The 20130-nt window shown below is 72.2% G+C and carries 19 protein-coding genes and 1 pseudogene; 15 read left to right on the forward strand and 5 right to left on the reverse strand.

What is annotated here, in order from left to right; all coding sequences use genetic code 11:
- Positions 1-1551, forward strand: a complete 1551-nt coding sequence (locus ACIQMJ_RS26680) for a 4-hydroxyphenylacetate 3-hydroxylase family protein (protein WP_499763724.1) — start codon at positions 1-3, stop codon at positions 1549-1551.
- Between the two features lie 63 nt (positions 1552-1614).
- Here the strand turns inward: ACIQMJ_RS26680 and ACIQMJ_RS26685 are convergent, their stop codons facing one another.
- The gene (locus ACIQMJ_RS26685) at positions 1615-2283 is read right to left on the reverse strand and encodes an O-methyltransferase (RefSeq protein ID WP_499763725.1); all 669 of its coding nucleotides are present in this window, start codon (positions 2281-2283) and stop codon (positions 1615-1617) included.
- A 304-nt stretch (positions 2284-2587) separates the two neighbouring features.
- On the opposite strand from ACIQMJ_RS26685, the gene ACIQMJ_RS26690 reads away from it, so the two are divergent.
- The 9 genes from ACIQMJ_RS26690 (at position 2588) to ACIQMJ_RS26730 (ending at position 12131) form a co-directional block, all read left to right on the forward strand.
- Positions 2588-3031, forward strand: a complete 444-nt coding sequence (locus ACIQMJ_RS26690; protein WP_499763726.1) for a VOC family protein — start codon at positions 2588-2590, stop codon at positions 3029-3031.
- Positions 3028-3966, forward strand: coding sequence for a 3-methyl-L-tyrosine peroxygenase-related protein (locus ACIQMJ_RS26695; RefSeq protein WP_499763727.1), 939 nt, complete (start codon positions 3028-3030; stop codon positions 3964-3966). The genes ACIQMJ_RS26690 and ACIQMJ_RS26695 overlap by 4 nt, the downstream gene beginning before the upstream one ends.
- 27 nt (positions 3967-3993) lie before the next feature.
- Positions 3994-4890, forward strand: a complete 897-nt coding sequence (locus ACIQMJ_RS26700; protein WP_499763728.1) for an LLM class flavin-dependent oxidoreductase — start codon at positions 3994-3996, stop codon at positions 4888-4890.
- Positions 4887-5783: a PhzF family phenazine biosynthesis protein gene (locus ACIQMJ_RS26705; RefSeq protein ID WP_499763729.1), complete on the forward strand. Its 897-nt coding sequence runs from the start codon at positions 4887-4889 to the stop codon at positions 5781-5783. The genes ACIQMJ_RS26700 and ACIQMJ_RS26705 overlap by 4 nt, the downstream gene beginning before the upstream one ends.
- A 25-nt stretch (positions 5784-5808) precedes the next feature.
- Positions 5809-7599, forward strand: a complete 1791-nt coding sequence (locus tag ACIQMJ_RS26710; RefSeq protein WP_499763730.1) for a gamma-glutamyltransferase family protein — start codon at positions 5809-5811, stop codon at positions 7597-7599.
- 111 nt (positions 7600-7710) lie between these two features.
- The gene (locus tag ACIQMJ_RS26715; protein ID WP_499763731.1) at positions 7711-10017 is read left to right on the forward strand and encodes an ATP-binding cassette domain-containing protein; all 2307 of its coding nucleotides are present in this window, start codon (positions 7711-7713) and stop codon (positions 10015-10017) included.
- Positions 10010-10432 carry a MerR family transcriptional regulator gene (locus ACIQMJ_RS26720; protein ID WP_499763732.1) on the forward strand — a complete coding sequence of 141 codons (423 nt, stop codon included), beginning with the start codon at positions 10010-10012 and terminating at the stop codon, positions 10430-10432. The genes ACIQMJ_RS26715 and ACIQMJ_RS26720 overlap by 8 nt, the downstream gene beginning before the upstream one ends.
- 16 nt (positions 10433-10448) lie before the next feature.
- Entirely contained in the window at positions 10449-10652 is a 204-nt protein-coding gene (locus tag ACIQMJ_RS26725) for a tautomerase family protein (protein WP_499763733.1), read from the forward strand.
- Positions 10653-10697: 45 nt separating this feature from the next.
- Positions 10698-12131 (forward strand): flavin monoamine oxidase family protein, encoded by a 1434-nt coding sequence (locus tag ACIQMJ_RS26730; protein WP_499763734.1) that lies wholly within the window; start codon positions 10698-10700, stop codon positions 12129-12131.
- A gap of 190 nt (positions 12132-12321) precedes the next feature.
- Here the strand turns inward: ACIQMJ_RS26730 and ACIQMJ_RS26735 are convergent, their stop codons facing one another.
- A complete protein-coding gene (locus ACIQMJ_RS26735; RefSeq protein ID WP_499763735.1) occupies positions 12322-13080 on the reverse strand; it encodes an SAM-dependent methyltransferase in 759 nt (252 codons plus the stop codon).
- 233 nt (positions 13081-13313) lie between these two features.
- Here ACIQMJ_RS26735 and ACIQMJ_RS26740 point away from each other — a divergent pair, with 233 nt between their 5' ends.
- Positions 13314-13883: a DUF4240 domain-containing protein gene (locus ACIQMJ_RS26740; protein WP_499763919.1), complete on the forward strand. Its 570-nt coding sequence runs from the start codon at positions 13314-13316 to the stop codon at positions 13881-13883.
- 21 nt (positions 13884-13904) lie between these two features.
- Here ACIQMJ_RS26740 and ACIQMJ_RS26745 read toward each other — a convergent pair whose 3' ends face one another.
- Positions 13905-14822, reverse strand: a complete 918-nt coding sequence (locus ACIQMJ_RS26745) for an AraC family transcriptional regulator (RefSeq protein ID WP_499763736.1) — start codon at positions 14820-14822, stop codon at positions 13905-13907.
- Positions 14823-14896: 74 nt separating this feature from the next.
- Here ACIQMJ_RS26745 and ACIQMJ_RS26750 point away from each other — a divergent pair, with 74 nt between their 5' ends.
- The 4 genes and pseudogenes from ACIQMJ_RS26750 (at position 14897) to ACIQMJ_RS26765 (ending at position 18400) form a co-directional block, all read left to right on the forward strand.
- On the forward strand, positions 14897-15889 hold the full coding sequence (locus ACIQMJ_RS26750; RefSeq protein ID WP_499763737.1) for an alpha/beta hydrolase family protein: 993 nt from the start codon (positions 14897-14899) through the stop codon (positions 15887-15889).
- Positions 15890-15943: 54 nt separating this feature from the next.
- The gene (locus ACIQMJ_RS26755; protein ID WP_499763738.1) at positions 15944-17125 is read left to right on the forward strand and encodes a hypothetical protein; all 1182 of its coding nucleotides are present in this window, start codon (positions 15944-15946) and stop codon (positions 17123-17125) included.
- A gap of 66 nt (positions 17126-17191) precedes the next feature.
- Positions 17192-17410 (forward strand): annotated as a pseudogene (locus tag ACIQMJ_RS26760) (FAD-linked oxidase); the annotation flags it as partial.
- A gap of 69 nt (positions 17411-17479) precedes the next feature.
- Positions 17480-18400 carry a BBE domain-containing protein gene (locus ACIQMJ_RS26765; protein WP_499763739.1) on the forward strand — a complete coding sequence of 307 codons (921 nt, stop codon included), beginning with the start codon at positions 17480-17482 and terminating at the stop codon, positions 18398-18400.
- Between the two features lie 62 nt (positions 18401-18462).
- Here ACIQMJ_RS26765 and ACIQMJ_RS26770 read toward each other — a convergent pair whose 3' ends face one another.
- Positions 18463-19260, reverse strand: a complete 798-nt coding sequence (locus ACIQMJ_RS26770; RefSeq protein WP_499763740.1) for an alpha/beta fold hydrolase — start codon at positions 19258-19260, stop codon at positions 18463-18465.
- A gap of 9 nt (positions 19261-19269) precedes the next feature.
- Entirely contained in the window at positions 19270-20103 is an 834-nt protein-coding gene (locus ACIQMJ_RS26775) for an alpha/beta fold hydrolase (RefSeq protein ID WP_499763741.1), read from the reverse strand.
- Positions 20104-20130 lie beyond the last annotated feature (27 nt).

A 20130-nucleotide genomic window follows, 5' to 3' on the forward strand; every position in this document is an offset into this window, starting at 1 on the left:
ATGAACACCCCGCACGACCCCGCGCCCGCCGGGACCCCGCGGCGCGTGACCCGGCCGATGACCGGTGACGAGTACCTGGAGAGCATCCGCGACGGCCGCGAGGTGTGGGCCTACGGCGAGCGGGTCGACGACGTCACCAAGCACCCGGCGTTCCGCAACACCGCGCGGATGACCGCCCGCCTCTACGACGCGCTGCACGACCCGGAGCACCGGGACGTGCTGACCGCGCCCACCGACACCGGCAGCGACGGCTACACGCACAGCTTCTTCCGCGTGCCGCGCGGCGTGGACGACCTGGTGCACGACCGCGACGCCATCGCCCGGTGGGCGCGCCTGGGCTACGGCTGGCTGGGCCGCAGCCCGGACTACAAGGCGAGCTTCCTGACCACGCTGGGCGCGAAGCCGGAGTACTACGACGACTTCGCGGACAACGCGCGCCGCTGGTACGCGGAGGCCCAGGAGAAGGTGTTGTTCTGGAACCACGCGGTGATCAATCCGCCGGTCGACCGCAACCGCCCGCCGGACGAGGTGGACGACGTGTTCGTGCACGTCGAGGAGGAGCGCGACGACGGCCTGATCGTCAGCGGCGCGAAGGTGGTGGCGACCGGGTCGGCGCTGACCCACGCCAACTTCATCGCCCACTACGGGCTGCCGGTGAAGAAGAAGGAGTTCGCGCTCGTCGCCACCTTCCCGATGGACTCGCCCGGTCTGAAGCTGATCTGCCGGCAGTCCTACGAGCTGGCCTCGGCGCGGATGGGCAGCCCCTTCGACCAGCCGCTGTCGAGCAGGCTGGACGAGAACGACACGATCTTCATCCTCGACCGGGTGAAGATCCCGTGGGAGAACGTGTTCATCTACGGCGACACGGCGAAGGCGGGCACGTTCCTCACCCAGTCGGGGTTCACCCACCGCCTCACCTTCCACGGCGTGACGCGCCTGGGGGTGAAGCTGGACTTCCTGGCCGGCCTGCTGCTCAAGGGCCTGGAGGTCACCGGCACCAAGGACTTCCGCGGCGTGCAGACCCGCGTCGGCGAGGTGCTGGCGTGGCGCAACCTGTTCTGGGGCCTGAGCGACGCGATGGCGCGCACGCCCAACCCCTGGCACGGCGACGCGGTGCTGCCCAACCTGGACTACGGCATGGCCTACCGGTGGTTCATGACGCTGGGCTACCCGCGGGTGCGCGAGATCATCATGCAGGACCTCAGCAGCGCCCTGATCTACCTCAACTCGCACGCCAAGGACTTCCAGGAGCCGGAGCTGCGGCCGTACCTGGACCGCTTCATGCGCGGCTCCAACGGGTACGACGCGGTGGAGCGGGCCAAGCTGATGAAGCTCATCTGGGACTCGGTCGGCACGGAGTTCGCGGGACGGCACGAGCTGTACGAGCGCAACTACTCGGGCAACCACGAGAACGTGCGCATCGAGCTGCTGCTGGCCCAGACGGCGTCCGGGCAGGTGGACGACTACAAGGGCTTCGCCGAGCAGTGCATGGCCGAGTACGACCTGGACGGCTGGACCGCACCGGACCTGGTCAACCCCGGTCGGGCGTGACGCCGTGGCCGCCGACCGCCCGTGCGGCGCGGGCCGCGGCACCACCGCGGCCCGCGCGCCCGGTCACCCCGTGACGAGCGCCAGGGTGAACCCGTCGTGGCCCTTGACGCCCACCGTCTGGAGGGTCGTCGCCTCGACCCGCGGCTCGTGCGCGAGCTGCTCGAGGAAGCGCCGCACGCCCTGCACTCCCCGGTCGGGGTGCTCCGGGTCCGCGACCGCGCCGCCCTGCACCACGTTGTCGACCACGATCAGCGAGCCGGGCCGGGTCAGCTTGAGCGCCCACTCGAAGTACTCGGGGATGTCGGGCTTGTTGGCGTCGACGAACACCAGGTCGAAGGGCGCGGCGGGGTCGGCGGTCAGCTCGGGCAGGATGTCCAGCGCCCGGCCGACCCGCTGGCGGACGCGGTCCGCGACGCCGGCCTTCGCGATGTGCTCGCCGGCCGCCCGGGCGAAGGACTCCTCGTACTCGACGGTCACCAGCGTGCCGTCGGCGGGCAGCGCCCTGGCCAGCCAGATGGTGCTGTACCCGCCGAAGGTGCCGATCTCCAGGATCGTCCGGGCGCCGCGGGTCCGCGCCAGCAGGTGCAGGAACCGGCCCTGCGCGGGCGAGACGGCGATGTCCGGCAGCTCGAACCCGACATTGGCCCGGGCCGCGTCCCGCAAAGCCTCGTCCGGGGCCGGAGAGACGCTGTCGAGGTAGTCGTCCACTGCATTCCAAGTCTGTTCTGCCATACCGCCCATTTTACGGAGGAAATCACTTCCAGCCAACCCAGGGAAAGCAGAAAAACGCGATCCACCAACCGCACCGCCGCGTCGATCAAGTGAGCAAAGGCGCAGCTCACACGCTTTCGCGCACCCTTTTTCACATCGTCTCGGAAAAGTCGCAACCATCGTCCGGAAAAGTTGCACAACCGTCCCCGGACTGCTTAGCATCGAATCACGAGACCATTGCCGAGCCTCTCACGAAGGAATTGCCATGACCGGTTCCATGACTTCGTCGAGCCGCGTGCGCACGTTACCGCCGGCCGCTCCGCGAATGCACCACGTCGGTATCCAGACCCGTGACCTGGCGAACTGCGTGGCCTGGTACCGCGACTTCTTCGGGTGCGAGGAGAAGTGGAGCCTGGAGGAGTTCTCCGAGCTGACGACCAGCAGGCTGCCCGGCATGAAGCGGCTCACCGAGGTGAAGGTGGGCGACCTGCGCTTCCACCTGTTCGAGCGCGCCGACGACACCGACGACCTGCCCGGCGGCAACAAGATCCAGTTCCAGCACGTGTGCCTGGCCGTGTCGTCGCCGGAGGACCTGGTGGCCTGGCGGGAGCGCTGGCTGGAGCTGCGCGCGTCCGGCCGCTACCGGTTCGCCACCAACGAGGCGCCCACCGACATCGTCACCGACGCCGACGGCGTGCAGAGCTGCTACCTGGTCGACGTCAACGGCCTGGAGTTCGAGCTGACCTACACGCCCGGCGGTGACCGATGAGCCCGTCCACCGCCGTGCTCGCGGACCTGCCGGTCCGCGAGGGCTGGGACTTCGGGGACTTCCCCTACGGCCTGGAACCGCTGGTGCTGCCCGACCCGCCGGGTCGGGACGAGCGCGGCGGGCCACCGGACCGGGTGAGCGACGAGGGGTCGGCCGCGCTGCTGCGGGAGCTGGGCGCGCTGCCCGCCTGTCGTCGTTCCGCGCCCGCGCTGGCCGGCTCCGACGAGGCCAACCAGGTGTTCTGGTTCCGCTGGATCACCGGCCACCAGACGACGTTCGCGGTGTGGCAGTACCTGGCGCGCGCGCAGCACGACGCCGAGGCCGAGCCGGACGAGCCGCGCCACCTGGCGGTCATGGGCCGGCTGGTGCAGGCGTACACCGCGATGCTGCTCTACACCGGCTCGTGCCCGAACGACGTCTACCACGAGGTCATCCGGCCCAGCATGTTCCTCCAGCACCGAGGGTTCAGCGGCGCCTGGGCCCCGGACTTCGCGCCGGTGCGCAGGCTGTTGCGCGGGCGCCGCTTCCCGTGGTCGGACACCCCGGCCGGGCAGGAGCTGGAGCGGCACGTCCGCACCTACCACGAGGTCCACGCCGGCATCGCCGCCAAGCTGGTCCCCGGCGGCCGGTCGCTGCTCCAGGAGACCGTCGCGGAGACGCGGCTGCTGCACCCCGAGATGCGCGCGGTCGTCTACGACAACTACTTCCTGACGCTGCGCGCCCCGGTCGCCCGCCACGAGGTCGCCCGGCAGCTGGTGCGCCGGCTCAAGGCCATCGCCCTGGACGTCACCGAGAACGGGCTCTACCCGGGTCAGGACGCCGACACCCCGGACCTGCCGCCGGAGCTGCGCTCCCCCGAGGTCGTCGCGCACGAGCGCGAGTTCACCTCGATCGTCACCGGCCTGGCCGCCCTGATCACCGGCGTCACCGCCTGACCCACCCCGGACCCGCGAGGAGCGAGAGTGCGACACGGAGTGCTGATCCTCCCCGAGCACCGCTGGCGAGAGGCGAGGCGGCGGTGGGCGCGGGCCGAGGAGTACGGGTTCGACCACGCCTGGACCTACGACCAGCTGATGTGGCGGTGGCTGCGCGACAAGCCGTGGTTCGGCACCGTGCCCACGCTGACCGCCGCCGCGACCGCCACCACCAGGATCGGCCTCGGCACCATGGTGGCCACGCCCACCTACCGCCACCCGGTCCCGTTCGCCAAGGAGGTCATGTCGCTGGACGACATCAGCGACGGGCGGTTCGTGTGCGGGCTCGGCGTGGGCGCGGGCGCGGTGGACGACCTGGTGGTCGACCGGACCGAGCGCACGCCGCGCGAGCGGGCGGACCGGTTCGCGGAGTTCGTCGAGGTGACCGACCTGCTGCTGCGCCAACGCGTGACCTCCTACGCGGGCTCGCACTACCGGGTGGACGAGGTGTGGATGAACCCGGGGTGCGTCCGCGCGCCGCGCGCCCCGTTCGCCATCGCCGCCACCGGACCGCGGGGGATGCGGCTGGCCGCGCGGCACGCCGAGACCTGGATCACCGCCGGGCGGCCCGCCACCTTCGACGCCCGCCCCTACGAGCGGGTGCTGCCCGACATCGCGGCGCAGGTGCGCGCCGCCGAGCGGGCGTGCGAGGAGGTCGGGCGCGACCCGGCGTCCCTGCGCCGGTTGCTGCTCACCGGCGCGGCCGTCGGGGGTGTCCTGGACTCGGTCGAGTCCTGGCGGGACGCGACCGGCCGCTTCGCGGAGATCGGCATCACCGACCTGGTCGTGCACTGGCCGCGCCCCGACTTCCCCTACGCGGGCGACGAACGGGTGCTGGAGGACATCGCGAACGACCTGACGACGACGGTGGGAGGGCTGCGGTGAGCGACCGCATCGACTACGACCGGATCGACTACGAAGTGGTGGACATGTTCGCCGTCGGCCCGCTCAGCGGGTGCGCGCTCGGCGTGGTCCCGGACGCCGGGCGCCTGTCCGACGAGGCGATGGCCGCGGTGGCCCGCGAGATCGGCACCTCCGAGACGGTGTTCGTGCTGCCCGCCGTGGACCCCGGCGTCACCCACCGGGTCCGGGTCTTCACCCCGTCGGGTGAATCGCCTTTCGGCGGTCACTCCGCGGTGGGCACGGCCGCCACCCTCGTGCGCCTGGGGCTGCTGCCCGCCGGCCGGCTCGTGCAGCAGTGCGGTGAACGCCTGATGGCGGTGGAGGCCGACGACGACGGCGCGACGCTCACCGCCGCCGAACCGCTGGAGATCGTCCCGTTCGACCCCACCGCCTCGGCGGAGGCGGTCGGCCTGGGCCCGGCCGACCTCGCCGGCCCCGCCGTCACCGCGGGCTTCGGCCCCGCGTTCCACCTCCTGCCGGTGCGGCCCGACGCCCTGCCGCGCGCCGGGCTGCGCCCCGGGCACGCGGTGTGGCGCGACCAGCCGGACGTGGTGCTCGTCGCCTGGGACGAGCGGACGGCCACCGCGCGAGCGCGCGTGTTCGCGCCCGGCTACCGGATGCCCGAGGACCCCGCCTGCGCCTCGGCCGCGCTGGCGCTCGGACCGTGGCTGGTGGCGAACGGGTTGCTCCCCGCGACCACCGGCTCGCACCCGTACCTGCTGCGCCAAGGCTTCGAGGTGCACCGACCGTCCACCCTGTCCTGCCACGTGGACGTCAGGGACGGCCGGGTCACCGGGGCGTCGGTCAGCGGCGTCGTCCTGCCCGCGGCCCACGGCCGCATGGTCCTGCCCACCCCGGCCGCCGTACCGGCCTAGCACCACCCGAGAGGAAGCGCACACCGTGTTGACCCGACCCGAACTGCGCGGCACCCAGGCCGCGGTGTCCTCCACCCACTGGCTCGCCTCGGCCGCCGGGATGGCGATGTTCGACCTGGGCGGCAACGCCTTCGACGCGGCGGCCGCCGCGGCCTTCGTGATCCAGGTGGTCGAGCCCCACCTCAACGGACCGGCGGGTGACGTGCCGATCATGGTCCACCGCGCCGGCTCCGAGCGGGTCGAGGTGGTGTGCGGGCAGGGCCCGATGCCCGCCCGTGCCACGATCGCCGAGTTCCGCGACCGCGGCCTGTCCGCCGTTCCGGGTTCGGGCCTGCTGTCCGCGTGCGTGCCCGGCGCGTTCGGCGCGTGGCTGCTGCTGGTGCGCGACTACGGCCGGCTGCCGCTGGCCGACGTGCTCGCGCCCGCCGTGCACTACGCCGAGCACGGCTACCCGGTGCTGCCCAAGGCGGCGGAGATGATCGGCTCGCTGGAGGAGCTGTTCCGCGACGAGTGGGCCGAGTCCGGCCGCACCTACCTGGTCGACGGGCAGGCGCCCCGGCCGGGCGGGCGGCTGCGCAACCCGGCGCTGGCGGCCACCTACCGGCGGGTGCTGGCCGAGTCTCAGGCCGCGGGCGGCACCCGCGAGCAGCGCATCGACGCCGCGCACCGGGCGTTCTACGAGGGCTTCGTGGCCGAGGCGATCGACCGGTTCGCCACCACCGCGCGGGTCGTGGACGCCACCGGCCGGCGCAACGGCGGCCTGATCACCGGCGACGACCTCGCCGCGTGGCGGCCGACGGTCGAGGACTCGGTCTCGCTGTCCTACCGGGGTCTGAGCGTGCACAAGCCCGGCCCCTGGTCGCAGGGACCGGTGTTCCTCCAGCAGCTGGCCCTGCTGGAGGGGTTCGACCTGGCGTCCATGGGGGCGGGCAGCGCCGACCACCTGCACACCGTGGTGGAGTGCGCCAAGCTGGCGTTCGCCGACCGCGAGGCGTGGTACGGCGACCCGCAGCACGCGGACGTGCCGCTGAAGGCGCTGCTGGACCGCGGGTACGCCGACGAGCGGCGGGCGCTCGTCGACGCGGTCGCCTCGGGCGTGCTGCGGCCCGGCTCCCCCGACGGCCGCGACCCGTTCGTGCCACCGCTGGTGGACCACGACGCGCCCGCGGACGAGCCGTCGTGGTTGGCCCAGATCGACGACGGCGTGCCCGCGGTGGTGCGGCGGACCGCCGCGCGCGGGGACACCTGCTGCGTCACGTCCATCGACGCGGAGGGCAACGTGGTCGCGGCGACGCCCAGCGGCGGCTGGCTCAAGAGCTCCCCGGTGGTGCCCGGCCTGGGCTTCCCGCTGGGCACCCGCGGCCAGATGGCGTGGCTGGCGGAGGGCCACCCGAACTCGTTGGCGCCGGGCAAGCGCCCGCGCACCACGCTGAGCCCCACCGTCGTGCTGCGCGACGGCCGGCCGTACCTGGCGTTCGGCACGCCGGGCGGCGACCAGCAGGACCAGTGGACGCTGAACTTCTTCGTCAACCACGTCGACTTCGGGATGGGGGTGCAGGAGGCGGTGGAGGCCACCGCGTTCCACACCGACCACGTGCCGTCGTCGTTCACCCCGCGCCGGTCCCGCCCGCTCGCGCTGGTCACCGAGGAGGGCCGCGACCCGGCGGTCCTCGACGAGCTGCGCCGCCGCGGCCACGAGGTGCACGAGGTGCAGGCGGGAACCCTGGGCAAGGTGTGCGCGACCGGCCGCGACGAGGACCTGGTGCTGGCCGCGGCCAGCCCGCGAGGCCAGCAGGCGTACGCCGTCATCAGGTGAACCAGCCGGCCGGGACGGCGGTGGGCGCCCGGTGGTCAGCCGTGTGGCGAGGCGACGGCGGCCGCTATATGATTGCCGCACGGAAACCATCCGGGGAGCGGGAGGGTGGAGATGAGCGATCGCGGAGGAGTCCGCTCCGGTGGGCACATCGTGGTGGGCAATGCCCGGGAGAACAACCTCAAGAACGTCTCCCTGCGCATCCCCAAGGGGCAGCTCACCGCCTTCGCCGGCGTGTCCGGCTCCGGCAAGTCGTCGGTCGTGTTCGGCACCATCGCGGTCGAGTCGCAACGCCAGCTCAACGAGTCGTTCCCCTCGTTCATCCGCAACCGGCTGCCCCGCTACGAGCGGCCGGACGCGGAGGTCGTGGAGAACCTGTCGACCGCGATCGTCGTCGACCAGAAGCCGGTGGGCGGCAACTCGCGGTCCACGGTGGGCACGATGACCGACGTCCACCCGGTGCTGCGGGTGCTGTTCTCCCGGCACGGCAAGCCCACCGCCGGACCGTCCACGAAGTTCTCGTTCAACGACCCGCAGGGCATGTGCCCCGACTGCGAGGGACTGGGCCGCACGGTCCGGCTCGACCTGGACAAGCTCATCGACGAGGACAAGAGCCTCAACGAGGGCGCCATCCGGTTCCCCACGTTCGCCAAGGGCACCTTCCAGTGGCAGCTCTACGCCGAGTCCGGCCTGTTCGACCCGGACAAGCCGATCAAGCGGTTCAGCGCGGCCGACCGGGAGAAGCTGCTGCACGGCAGCGGGTTCAAGGTCGACCGCGCGGGCCGCCACGGCGTCTACAAGAACGAGTACGAGGGTGTGGTGCTGCGGTTCACCCGCCGCTACCTCAAGAAGGGCCTCGACTCGCTCAACGAGCGCGACCGGGCCGCCGTCGAGGAGGTCGTGAGCGAGGGCCCGTGCCCCGCGTGCCGCGGCGGGCGCCTCAACCGCGCCGCCCTCGCCTCGAAGATCGCCGGCTACTCCATCGCCGACCTCACCGCGATGGAGGTCGACGAGCTGATCGACGTGCTCGCCGGGCTCGACGTCCCCGCGGCCAAGCCGATCACCGCCTCGGCGCTGGCCGCGCTGCGCCGGATCTCCGACATCGGCCTGGGCTACCTCACCCTCGACCGCGAGACGCCCACCCTGTCCGGCGGCGAGAGCCAGCGCCTCAAGACCGTGCGCCACCTCGGCAGCAGCCTCACCGACCTCACCTTCATCTTCGACGAACCCAGCGTCGGCCTGCACCCGCGTGACGTGCACCGGCTCAACGAGCTGCTCATCGCGTTGCGGGACAAGGGCAACACGGTGCTCGTCGTCGAGCACGACCGCGACGTGCTGCGGATCGCCGACCACGTCGTGGAGATGGGCCCCGGCGCGGGCACCGAGGGCGGTGAGGTCGTCTTCGAGGGCACCGTGGCGCAGCTGCGCCGGGCCGCCACGCCCACCGGCAGGGCGATGCGCTCGGTACCCGGCCTCAAGGAGACCTTCCGGGAGCCCACCGGCGTCCTGCCGGTGCGCAAGGCGAAGCTGCACAACCTCAAGGAGGTCTCGGTCGACTTCCCCACCGGCGTGCTCACCACGGTCACCGGCGTGGCCGGCTCCGGCAAGAGCACGCTGGTGGCCAAGGTGCTGCCCCGGCAGCACCCCGACGCGGTCGTGGTGGACCAGTCGGCCGTCGGCATCTCGCTGCGCTCGGTGCCCGCCACCTACCTCGACGTCATGGACCCGGTGCGCACCCTGTTCGCCGGCGCCACCGGCCAGGACCCCGGGCTGTTCAGCTTCAACTCCACCGGCGGGTGCCCGGAGTGCAAGGGGCGCGGCGTCATCCAGACCGACCTGGCCTACCTCGACCCCGTCACCACCACCTGCGAGGCGTGCGGCGGCAGCCGCTACCGGCCCGAGGCGCTGGCGCACACCGTCGACGGCCGCACCATCGCCGACGTGCTCGCCATGACCGCCGACGACGCCCTGCGCTTCTTCACCGACGACGGCATCCGAGGGCGGCTGGAGCTGCTGTCCGAGGTCGGCCTGGGCTACCTCACGCTCGGCCAGCCGCTGTCCACCCTGTCCGGCGGCGAGCGCCAGCGGCTCAAGCTCGCCGGCAGGCTGCACGAGACCGGCAACGTCTACGTGCTCGACGAGCCCACCACCGGCCTGCACATGTCCGACGTGGACCGGTTGCTGGCGCTGCTGGACCGCATGGTGGACGCGGGCAACACCGTCATCGTCATCGAGCACGACCTGGACGTCGTGCGCCGCTCGGACTGGGTCGTCGACCTGGGCCCGGAAGCCGGGCGGCACGGTGGCGAGGTCGTGTTCGAGGGCACGCCTGCGCAGTTGCTCAAGGCCAAGGGATCGCACACCGCCCGATGCCTCAAGGCGGACTTGGAGGAGTTCTCCGGCGGGAGGCGCGATGCCTGAGGACCACCTCGCGCCGATCGGCCGGGTCGCCCGGTGGTTCGGGATGCGCGTGCCGGCGCTGCGCTTCTACGAGGAGCAGGGCCTGATCACCACCCGGCGCCGCAACGGCCGCCGGCACTTCGACGAGCAGGACCTGCGCCGGCTCGCGCTCGTGCGGACCTACGTCGAGGGCGGGAAGCTCAGCCACGACGAGGTCCGGACGCTGCTCTCGTCCGACCCCCGGTCGGGCGCGCGAACGCTGGCGGAGCAGCACATCCCGGTGCTGGAGGCGCACCTGGGCAGCGCCTCCTCCGCGCTGCGCCTGCTGCGCCACCACGTCGACCACGACCACCCGGACCAGTTGACCTGTCCCCGCTGCGCACAGGAGCTGCGGGAACGGCTGGACCGGTACACCTGCCGCCGCGGACAGAGGTGAAGGGACGACAAGACCCATGCCGCAGATCCACGTGACCCTGTTGAAGGGCCGGGCGGAGAGCGAGATCGCCGCCCTGGGCAGCGCGCTCACCGAGGCCACCGCGCGGGCGCTCGGCGTGTCACCGGAGGTGATCCGGGTGACCGTCACCGAGTGCGAACCGGCGCACTGGTTCGTCGCCGGCGAGTCGGTGGCCGACCTGCGCGCGGCAGGCCGCCGCTGAGCGCGGCGACACAACCGCCGCTACCGAGGAAGAAGGTGCGTGAACGTGCGAGAGCCGACCCAGGCGCAGGTGCGCCGTGAGCTGGAGAACGGACTGCCCGGCCTGCGCCCCCCGCGCAGCGTCGTCGTGGTCGGAGCGGGGCTCGCCGGGCTGGCCACCGCCTACGAACTGGCGAACCGCGGGTGCGACGTGACGGTGCTGGAGGCGTCCGAGCGCCCCGGCGGGCGGGCGTACACGCTGCGGCACCCGTTCGCCGACGGCATGCACGTCGAGGCGGGCGCCATGACGATCACGCCGCACTGCCACTACGTCCACCACTACGCCCGCGAGCTGGGTGTGGAGATGGACGTGGCGGACCTGGTCGACTCCCAGTTCGCCTACTTCATGGGCGGGCGGTTCTTCGGCCCGGACCAGGAGTCCGTCGCGGGCTCCGGCCTGGCGCTGACCGACGAGGAGCGCGACCTCGACGTGCCCGGCATGATCAAGCGGTACGTCACCGGGCTCGCCGACGAGCTGCGCCCGGACCTGACGGCCGAGCAGTGGCACGCCACGCCGAAGCTGCTCCCCTACGACGAGCGCTCGGTGTACGACGTGCTGCGCGAGCGCGGGGCCTCCCCGGCGGCGATCGACCTGATGGAGCCGCTGTTCCTGGAGATGCGCGGCGGCGACCTGAAGTCGGCGTCCGCCCTGGCGTGGCTGAGGCACGAGGCGAGCCCGCACTCGCTCACGCACGCCGACCCCCGGTGGTCGAAGATCAAGGGCGGCACGGACCGCCTGCCGCACGCCTTCGCCGACCGGTTGCGCGGCCGCATCCACTACCGCAAGCCGGTGGTGCGCGTGCGCCAGGACGACGACGCGGCCGAGGTGACGTTCCTGGAGCACGGCAGGCTGCGCTCGATCACCGCCGAGCACGTGGTGATCACCGTGCCGTTCAGCGCGATCCGCCACATCGACCTGGGTGAGGCCCGGCTGCCCGCCGACAAGGTCGAGGTCATGCGCAAGCTCAAGTACTCGTCGATCGTGCGCGTCTACCTCCAGGTCCGCCGGCAGTTCTGGGAGGGCCGCGCGGTCAGCTACTCGACCGACCTGCCGGTCCGCTGGCTGCGCGACGCCACGCCGCGCGCGGAAGGACCGCGCAAGATCCTCGAGTGCCTGCTGACCGGCTGGCGCGCCCGCGCGATCGGCGCGATGACCGCCGAGGAGCGCGTCGACTTCGCCCTGGACCAGGTGGAGCAGGTGCTGCCGGGCACGCGCGAGCACTTCGAGGTGGGCACGTCGGTGGTCTGGGACAAGCAGCCCTACGTCGAAGGCTCGTACATCCTGCCCGAAGTGGGCCACGAGAAGCTGCTCCCGATCATCCGCCGTCCCGAGGGCCGCGTCCACTTCGCCGGTGAGCACGCGGGCTTCGAACCCAACGGCGGCTCGATGACCTTCGCCCTGGAGTCGGCCGTCCGCACGGTGGTCGAGCTGGGCGCGTGAGTCCTGGGAACCCCTCCGCAATCGGAGCTGACGAGCGGTGAACCGGTCGAGTCGGCCGGGGGTCGAGATGAGACCCCGGCCGACTCGACCGGTCAGCCCGAACGCAGCCCGCCGGCGGCCTTGGGTGACAACGGCCGGATCCCCACGGTGAAAGCGCCGGCAACCACATCGGCAGCGATGTGAACGCCGATCAGCCGCGCGCGCCGGCGGCGGCGACGTCGTGCAGGACGAAGGTGGCGAACCCGAGCTCGCGTCGCGCGCCGCTCAGCCACGCTTCGCGGCGCTCACGTGCAACGGCAAGCGCCTGGTCACGATCCTCCGTCGTCGGGGCCTCCCGCACGGCCCAGTCGACGAGCGACCCGGTCCAGCTGAACTGGTAGTCGTCCCACTCGGCCAACGTGCTCACGTGCCCGTACGACGGCTCGAACCCGTGCTCACGGGTGGCTCGCACGAAGCCGGCGAGGTCGGGATAGGCGTCGGCGGGAACCTCCAGCGCCGCCAGGGCAGAGGCCGACGGGGTGCCCTCCCAGATGCTGTCGCCGATCAGCGCTTGGCCGCCGGGGCGCAGATGCCGCCGGACCGCGACCAGCATGTCCGTCAGCCGGCCGAAGGCGTGGCTCGCACCGACGCACAGCACCACGTCGAAGAGCCCGTCGGCCCAGGTGGCGGCATCCGTTTCGACCCAGCGCACGCGGTCGCTCAGCCCCCGCTCGCCGGCACGCCCGGCCGCAGAGGCCGGGAGCATGTGGTCGATCCCCACGCCCGTGATGCCGGGGTGGGCAAGCAGCAACTCCTGCAACCACTCGCCCTCGCCGCACCCGAGGTCGACGGCGCGGGCGCCGTCGCTCGGGCGCAGCCAACCGACCAGTTCGCGCAGCCGCTGGGGCCCCACGGGTGCCGCGATCGGATGGCGCAGGTGGGCGATGTCGAAGATCTCGGAACGCTCCACTGCGGCAACTCTACAAGCAGGCTCACCGAGGCTGAGGCGTGCCGGAGTGGGGCACATGATCGCCGCACGTGCGTGGATCGGCGACCAGGCGGGGTGCGTTGCCCGCTCGCCACCGGTGCTTCGCGCTGACTTCGGCAGCGCCACAAGAACGTTCGCACTCCTGTGGAACCGGAGCGGGCGGTCGACGGCGTCAGCCCCCGCATGCTGTCCGCCCATACGATGCGCGAGTGGAGATGGACGACTGGTGGGCTGTGGTCGAACGGGCACGTGTCGCCGTGGGTGACCGTGCGGGGGACCGCAACCACGCGGACGATCCGTTGCCCGCCGCGCTGACCGACGAGCTCTCGAAGCTCGGCGCTGACGAGATCGTCGACTGGGAGGTCACGTTCGTCCGGGTCACGGACTCGGCGTACCGGCACCCGTTGTGGCAAGCGGCGTACCTGATCGAGGGTGGCTGCGGTGACGACGGGTTCATGGACTTCCGGGACGGACTGATCCTGCAAGGCCGGGACGTGTTCACCCGTGCGGTCGGCGACCCCGACACGCTCGCCGACGTGCCGGTGGTCCGTGCGATGGCCGGTGAGGAAGGCGACGGCTGGTTGGGCTTCCAGGCCATCGGCACGTGCGTCGAAGAGGCGTACGAACGGGTGTGCGGCGAAACGGACTCGTTCCACGAGGCCGTCGACCAGGCGCTCGCCGCTGTGACGCGGCCGGAGGAGCCGGCGGGACCGGGTTGGCACTGGTCCGACGAGGACGCGTTCCGCGAGCACCTGCCGCGGCTGTCCGCGATGTTCCTGGCCTGAACGTCCGCGGCGCGCCGGCGGTCACGACGAGTGCCGGTGGCGGTAGCGCACCGGCGCCTCGCCGACCTCCCGCTTGAAAGCGGTGCTGAAGGCGCTTTCCGAGGTGTAGCCCAGCCGGGCGGCGAGTGCGCCGATCCGGACGTCCCCGTCACGCAGCGCCCGCTGAGCCAGCAGCATCCTCCACGAGTTGAGGTAGGTCAGCGGGGGGACGCCGGCCACGGACCGGAAGCGCACGGCGAATGACGTCCTCGACATCGCGGCCGCGCGGGCCAGCTCCTCCAGCCGCCAAGGCCGACCGGGTTCGCCGTGCATCAGGACCAGCGCCGGACGCAGCCGGTCGTCGGTCAGCGCCCGGAGCCATCCCGGTGGCAGTTCAGCTTGGCGGAGGTAGGCGCGGAACACCTCCAGGACCAACAGCTGGGCGTGCTGGCGAACCGCGAAGGCGGCACCCATCCGCCGGCCCGTCACCTCCTCGACCAGCCGGTCGAAGCACGCGCGCAGGGCGGGCGCGGCGGAGTCGGATGCCCGGACGACTGCCACCGGCGGCAGCGCCTGCGTCACCAGGGCCGCACCGGCCGGGTTGAACCCGACGTGACCGCCGACGATGACGTCGTCGACGGCGAAGTCCGCGCCGCCGACGCGCACGTCGTAGTCATCGGCCTCGGGCGCGAACTCCACGAGCGGGCCCTCGCCCGTGCCGCCCTCGGCGCACAGCCACGAGCGGCCGGTCAGGAGCGCGATGTCGCCGGCTTCCACCCCGATCGGCGCGTCGAGCCCGTCGGTCGACAACCGGCACCGGCCGCGAACCACCACCGACACCTTCAGCGGGCTGGTGACGGCGGACCGGGTGACCCAGCGCCCGCGTGCCGCGAACGCGCCGGAGAGCTGGCCGCGGACCTCGACGAGGTCGAGCACCTCGGAGAGGGGGTCGCTGATCACGCCTGAACTTTCGCGAAGAAAAACCGTCCCGTCAAGCATTCTCAGTTCAGCCGAACGATCGCAGACTGGAAGCCATGGAGCACACCGAGGGACATCTGGAGCCCGCGAAAGACCCGTCGACGTATGCCGCCGGGTTCCCGGTGACGGACCCCGCACCCGTCGCCTCGTACCACCCCGTCCTGATCGACGTCCCGGGCCGCCCGGTCCCGCTGGCGGTTCGCGTATCGGCCCCGACCGTCGGCACCGACCTGCCGGTGATCGTCCTCTCGCACGGGCACGGCCCGTCGAACTTCGTCTCCTCGTCCTACGGTTACGGCCCGCTGGTCGACTTCTGGGCCGCCCACGGGTTCGTCGTGGTGCAGCCCACCCACCTCGACGCCGCGTTCCTCGGCCTGCGAGAGCTCGACCACCCGGACGCGCCGCTGTACTCGCGATCACGGGCCGAGGACCTTCGCCTGGTGGTGGACCACCTCGGTGAGATCGAGCGCACCGCACCCGGGCTGGCCGGGCGGGTGGACGCCGGCCGGATCGCCGCCGTCGGGCACTCGGCCGGCGGCCACGCGGTGGGACTGATCTCGGGCCAGACCACCACCGACACCCACGACGGCTCGACCGTCGGAACCGTCGACGCGCGCTTCGGCGCCCGCGTCATGATCGCCGCGCCCGGCCGCGGCGAGGACCTGAACGGCCCGGCGGCCCAGTCCTACGCGGTGCTCACGACCACCGAGTTCGACGGTATGACGCCGGAAGTCCTCGTCGTCGTCGGCGAGAAGGACTGGCACCCGTTCTTCTCCGACCGACGTGACTGGCGCAGCGACCCCTACACGGCGGCTCCGGCACCCAAGACCCGGTTGGAGATCTTCGAGGCCGAGCACGGACTGGGCGGCATCTCGGCCTTCGACGCGGCCGAGACCACCGACGAGGACCCCGAGCGCGTCGCCGCCGTACGCGCGCTCATCTGGGCCTACCTGCGCAGCGCGCTCTACCCCGGAGACCCGGCCTGGGCGCGGGCCACCGCGATGCTGGCCGACGGCACAGCACCGATCGGGCGCGTCGACTCGAAGTAGGCACCCCACGGCTCTCGCTCGCCGGTACCCTGTGTCGATCACGGGGGTGATCGCATGTACCAGCCTTATCTGGCCGAGTACCGGTACTACGCGTTGTTCAAGGACGGCTTCGGCATGTCCGACGTCAGCAACGCCGAGAACCTCTACCGCTCGGTCACCGGCTACGACGAAGAGCGGTACGAGGGTCACGGCAGGTGGACGTCGAGCACCGACCTGTCCAGGGCGAACGAACGCGACTCCGACGACGAGTACCGCGAGGTGACCCCGACCGAGGTCGAGCGGTTGATGCGCCGGACCGACGCCGAGCGGCCCGAGCAACCACCTCCGCCGTCGTCACGGGAGAAGCGCGAGGGTGGCGCCTTCGCGGTGTTCCGGAACCAGGCCGACATGGTCGACCTGCGCTCCGCGGTCGCGGTGGTCGAGGAGCTGTCGCCGGACCACCGGTTCACGCTGCCGCTGGCCGAGTACCAGCGGGAGGAGCTGGCCGCTGTCCTCGCCCTGCTGGCGGCGCGGCGGCGCGCCGAACCGGTGGACGGCCACTACTACTTCGCGGAGTTCGAGCACCTGGTCGACGTGGTGGACGTGGACCGCGCGCACGCCCTGCTCCGGTGCCCGGCCGCCGATCAGGGCGACTGGGAGACGTTCATGCACGGCGGAACGTGGGTGCGGGGGCGGGCGCCGTGGCAGAAGCACCTGCTGCCGGTCGGCCCCGAGGACGTCGAACGGATCCGTCGGGGACGGGAGACGGCCGAGGTCAGGTACTTCGACGTGTGGCACGGTCACACCTCCCACGAGGGGCTCCGCCGCCACGATCTCGTCCGCCGCACCGGCTCGGTCGACGAGACGATCGACGACCTCGGCTGGCAGCCCACCGACGTGCTCGGGCGGCTGGAGCCGGAATGGTGGGTGGTGGAGCTGGGTGAGCGCGGTTTCCGCTCTTCCCGCTACGTCGCCGTGACGATGGGGAGGGTGCGCGGGGTCGGCGACCGGAGTGACGACTACCACGCGGTCTTCCGCAAGGGCGACGACGTCTACCACCTCGACAACGCCCTCTTCCTCGCCAAGCGCCTGCTCAACCCGTACGAGCTCGAGTACGAGCTGTGGACGTCGGACGGCTGGCAGCCGACCGGCAGCATGCTGCTCGAGTACACCACGCTGCCGATCAGCGAGGAGGAGTTCCAGCGGCTGGCGGCGACTCGCCCGGACGGGCCGAACACCGCCGACCTCGGGCGCTGAAGTCCACGCGGTCGTGCCGGTGTCGACCGTGAACGGGGGAAGCCACTCGTTCTCCCACGCGGTTCACCCTCGCGTGGGTGTGCGGGCGGGCACGTCGTAGGTGGCGGCTACGGCCTGCTGTCGCGCCGGGACGGGCTGACCGTGGACCGCCCGCACGGCGTCGAGGTCGTCACCGCCGGCGGCGAGGTCCGCCTGGTCACCCGCGACAGCACCGGCGCCGACGGCGACCTGTGGTGGGCGCACACCGGCGGCGGGGGCGGGAACTTCGGCGTGGTCACGCGTTAGCTGCTGCGCGGGCCCGGCGCCGACGACCGCACTCCCCCGCGCGGCCTGCTGCCCCGCGCCCCGCGGCAGGTGCTGCTGCACGACCTCACCATCGGGTGGGACCAGGTCGGCTCCGGCGGCGGGGAGCCGGCCGCGATGCCGGGCCGCTTCAGCCGCTGGTGCGAACACCACTCCGCGCCCGACGCGCACGCGGCCAACCAGCTGTTCGCCCTGTCCCGCGTGTTCCCCCGGGTGACCTCCGACTCGCGGGCGATCAACCCGACCACCCAGGTCGCCATCGACGACGACACCCCCGACAGCCTGACCCGGGCCCGTGCCACCCTGAAGGACTTCCTCGGCGCGGTCCTCACCGTCTCCTCCGCGGCCACCAAGCCGCGCAGCCTCGACGGCCACCCGGCGCGCCCGTGGCTCAACGCCACCCACGAGCTGGGCCAGGGCACCTGGCACCACCGCGCCGACTACAAGTCCGCCTACCACCGGCGTCTCACCGACCACCAGGTCGACGCCCTCGTGCGGACCTTCGCCGCCGCGGGTCGGGGTGCGGAAGGAGCGCGGGTCTCCCTGGACACCTACGGAGGTCGGGTCAACGCCGTGGCCAAGAACGCCACCGCCACCCCGCACCGCGACTCGGTGATCAAGGTCCAGTACATGTCCTTCTGGGGCAACCCCGCGCAGGACGACGACCACGTCGAGTGGCTGCGCAACGCCTACTGCGAGATCTACGCCGAGACCGGCGGCGTGCCCGCGGCCGCGAACGACGACCCGGACGGCACGGCCACCGACGGCTGCTTCGTCAACTACCTCGACGCCGACCTCCCCCGGGGACCCACCGCCGGCGCGGCGAGTTGGTGGCAGCTGTACTACGGCGACACCAACTTCGCCAGGCTGGTGCGCGCGAAGCGGGCCGTGGACCCGGACGACGTCTTCCGGCACGCCCAGTCCATCCCCCTCACGCCGCCGGGGACTCCACCACAGCCCCGGTGTCCTTGAGGCCGGTGGGCGACTGAGAACGTCCTCCGGTCCCCGCGATTCGCGGGGACCGGAGGAAGGGATCAGCCCGCAGCGCGGACCACGAGCTTGACGACCGCGTCCGGACGCGAGACCGCCACGGCGTGCGAGGCCCCCTCGACGGTCACCGTGGCGCGTGAGCCGGCCCGCTCGGCCATGAACTCCTGCGCCCGCAACGGGATGTTCTTGTCGGCGCCGGCCAGCAGGAACCACGAGGGGATGCTCGTCCAGGACGGGGTGCCGGACGCCTCGCCCAGGGCCGCGTCCCGGATGGGGCGCTGGGTGCTCGCCATCACGGCGGTCTGCCGGGCCGGGACGTCGGCCGCGAACTGCTGCCGGAAGAGCGAGGGCTTGATGTAGAGGTCCTGCGAGCCGTCGGGCAGCGGCACCGGCGCCAGCGTCTCGCCCAGGGTGCTGCCGGGGTACTTCCCGGCGAGCTGTGCCGCCGCTTCGCCCTCGGCGGGCGCGAAGGCGGCGACGTACACCAGCGCCTTCACCTTCGGTGAACGCGTCTTCACGTTCGTGATGACGGCACCGCCGTACGAGTGGCCGACGAGCACCACGGGTCCGTCGATGCCGGCGAGGCGCGCGTCGAGGGCGTCGGCGTCGGAGCGGACTCCGCGCAGGGGGTTGGCGACGGCGACGGTGGTGAAGCCGTGCCGTTGCAGGCGCTCGATGACGGGGGTCCAGCCGGAGCCGTCGGCGAAGGCGCCGTGGACGAGGACGATCGTGGGCTTCTGCCCGGCCGTCGGGTGGGCGGCCACCGCGGTCGACGCGCCGAGGGCGGCGACGGCGACGAGCACGGCCAGCAGAGCGGTGACGCGGTTCGCGAGCTTGTGCATGTCCGGTTCTCAGTCTGCGAGGAAGGCGATCAGGGCCGCGTTGACCTCGGTCGCGTGGGTGAGCAGCAGGCCGTGCGGTGCGCCGTCGACCTCGACGTAGCGCGCGTCGGGCAGGCGTCGGCGGAACTCGCGGGCGGTGGCGTCGATCGGCAGGATGCGGTCGGCGGTGCCGTGCAGGATCAGCGACGGCACGTCGATGCGCTCCACGTCGGCCCGGAAGTCCGTCAGCCACGCCGGGACGCACGCGTACGCCGCCACGGGGGCCGAGTCGATGGCGGTGGCCCAGTTCGCCCGGAGCGCGGCATCGCTGAGCCGGGACCCGAGCGTCTCGTCGGTGTTGAAGAAGTCGACGAAGAAGTTCTCGTACCAGGCGTGGCGATCGGCCTCGGCCTGCTCGGCGATGCCGTCGAACACCGACTGCGGCACGCCCGTCGGGTTGTCCTCCGCCTGGAGCAGGAACGGCTGGAGCGCGCCGAGGAAGGCCGCCTTCGCCACCCGCTCCGAGCCGTAGGTGCCGAGGTAGCGGGCGACCTCGCCCGAGCCCATCGAGAAGCCGACGAGGACGACGTCACGCAGGTCGAGCCGGGTCAGGACCTTGTCCAGGTCCGCGGCGAAGGTGTCGTAGTCATAGCCCGTCATGGTCTTGCTCGACCGGCCGAAGCCCCGGCGGTCGTAGGTGATGACGCGGTAGCCGGCCTTGACCAGCGCGGCGGTCTGCTTCTCCCACGACTGCCCGTCCAGCGGGTAGCCGTGGATCAGCACGACCGGTTGGCCGGCGCCGTGGTCCTCGTAGTAGAGCTCGACGTCGGTCGAGCCCTCGGTGCCGACGGTGATGGTGCCCATGGTGTGCCTTCCCTCCCGTCCGCGGGG

It is taken from the genome of Actinosynnema sp. NPDC091369, from assembly GCF_044757065.1.
In the GTDB taxonomy this organism is placed as follows: domain Bacteria; phylum Actinomycetota; class Actinomycetes; order Mycobacteriales; family Pseudonocardiaceae; genus Actinosynnema.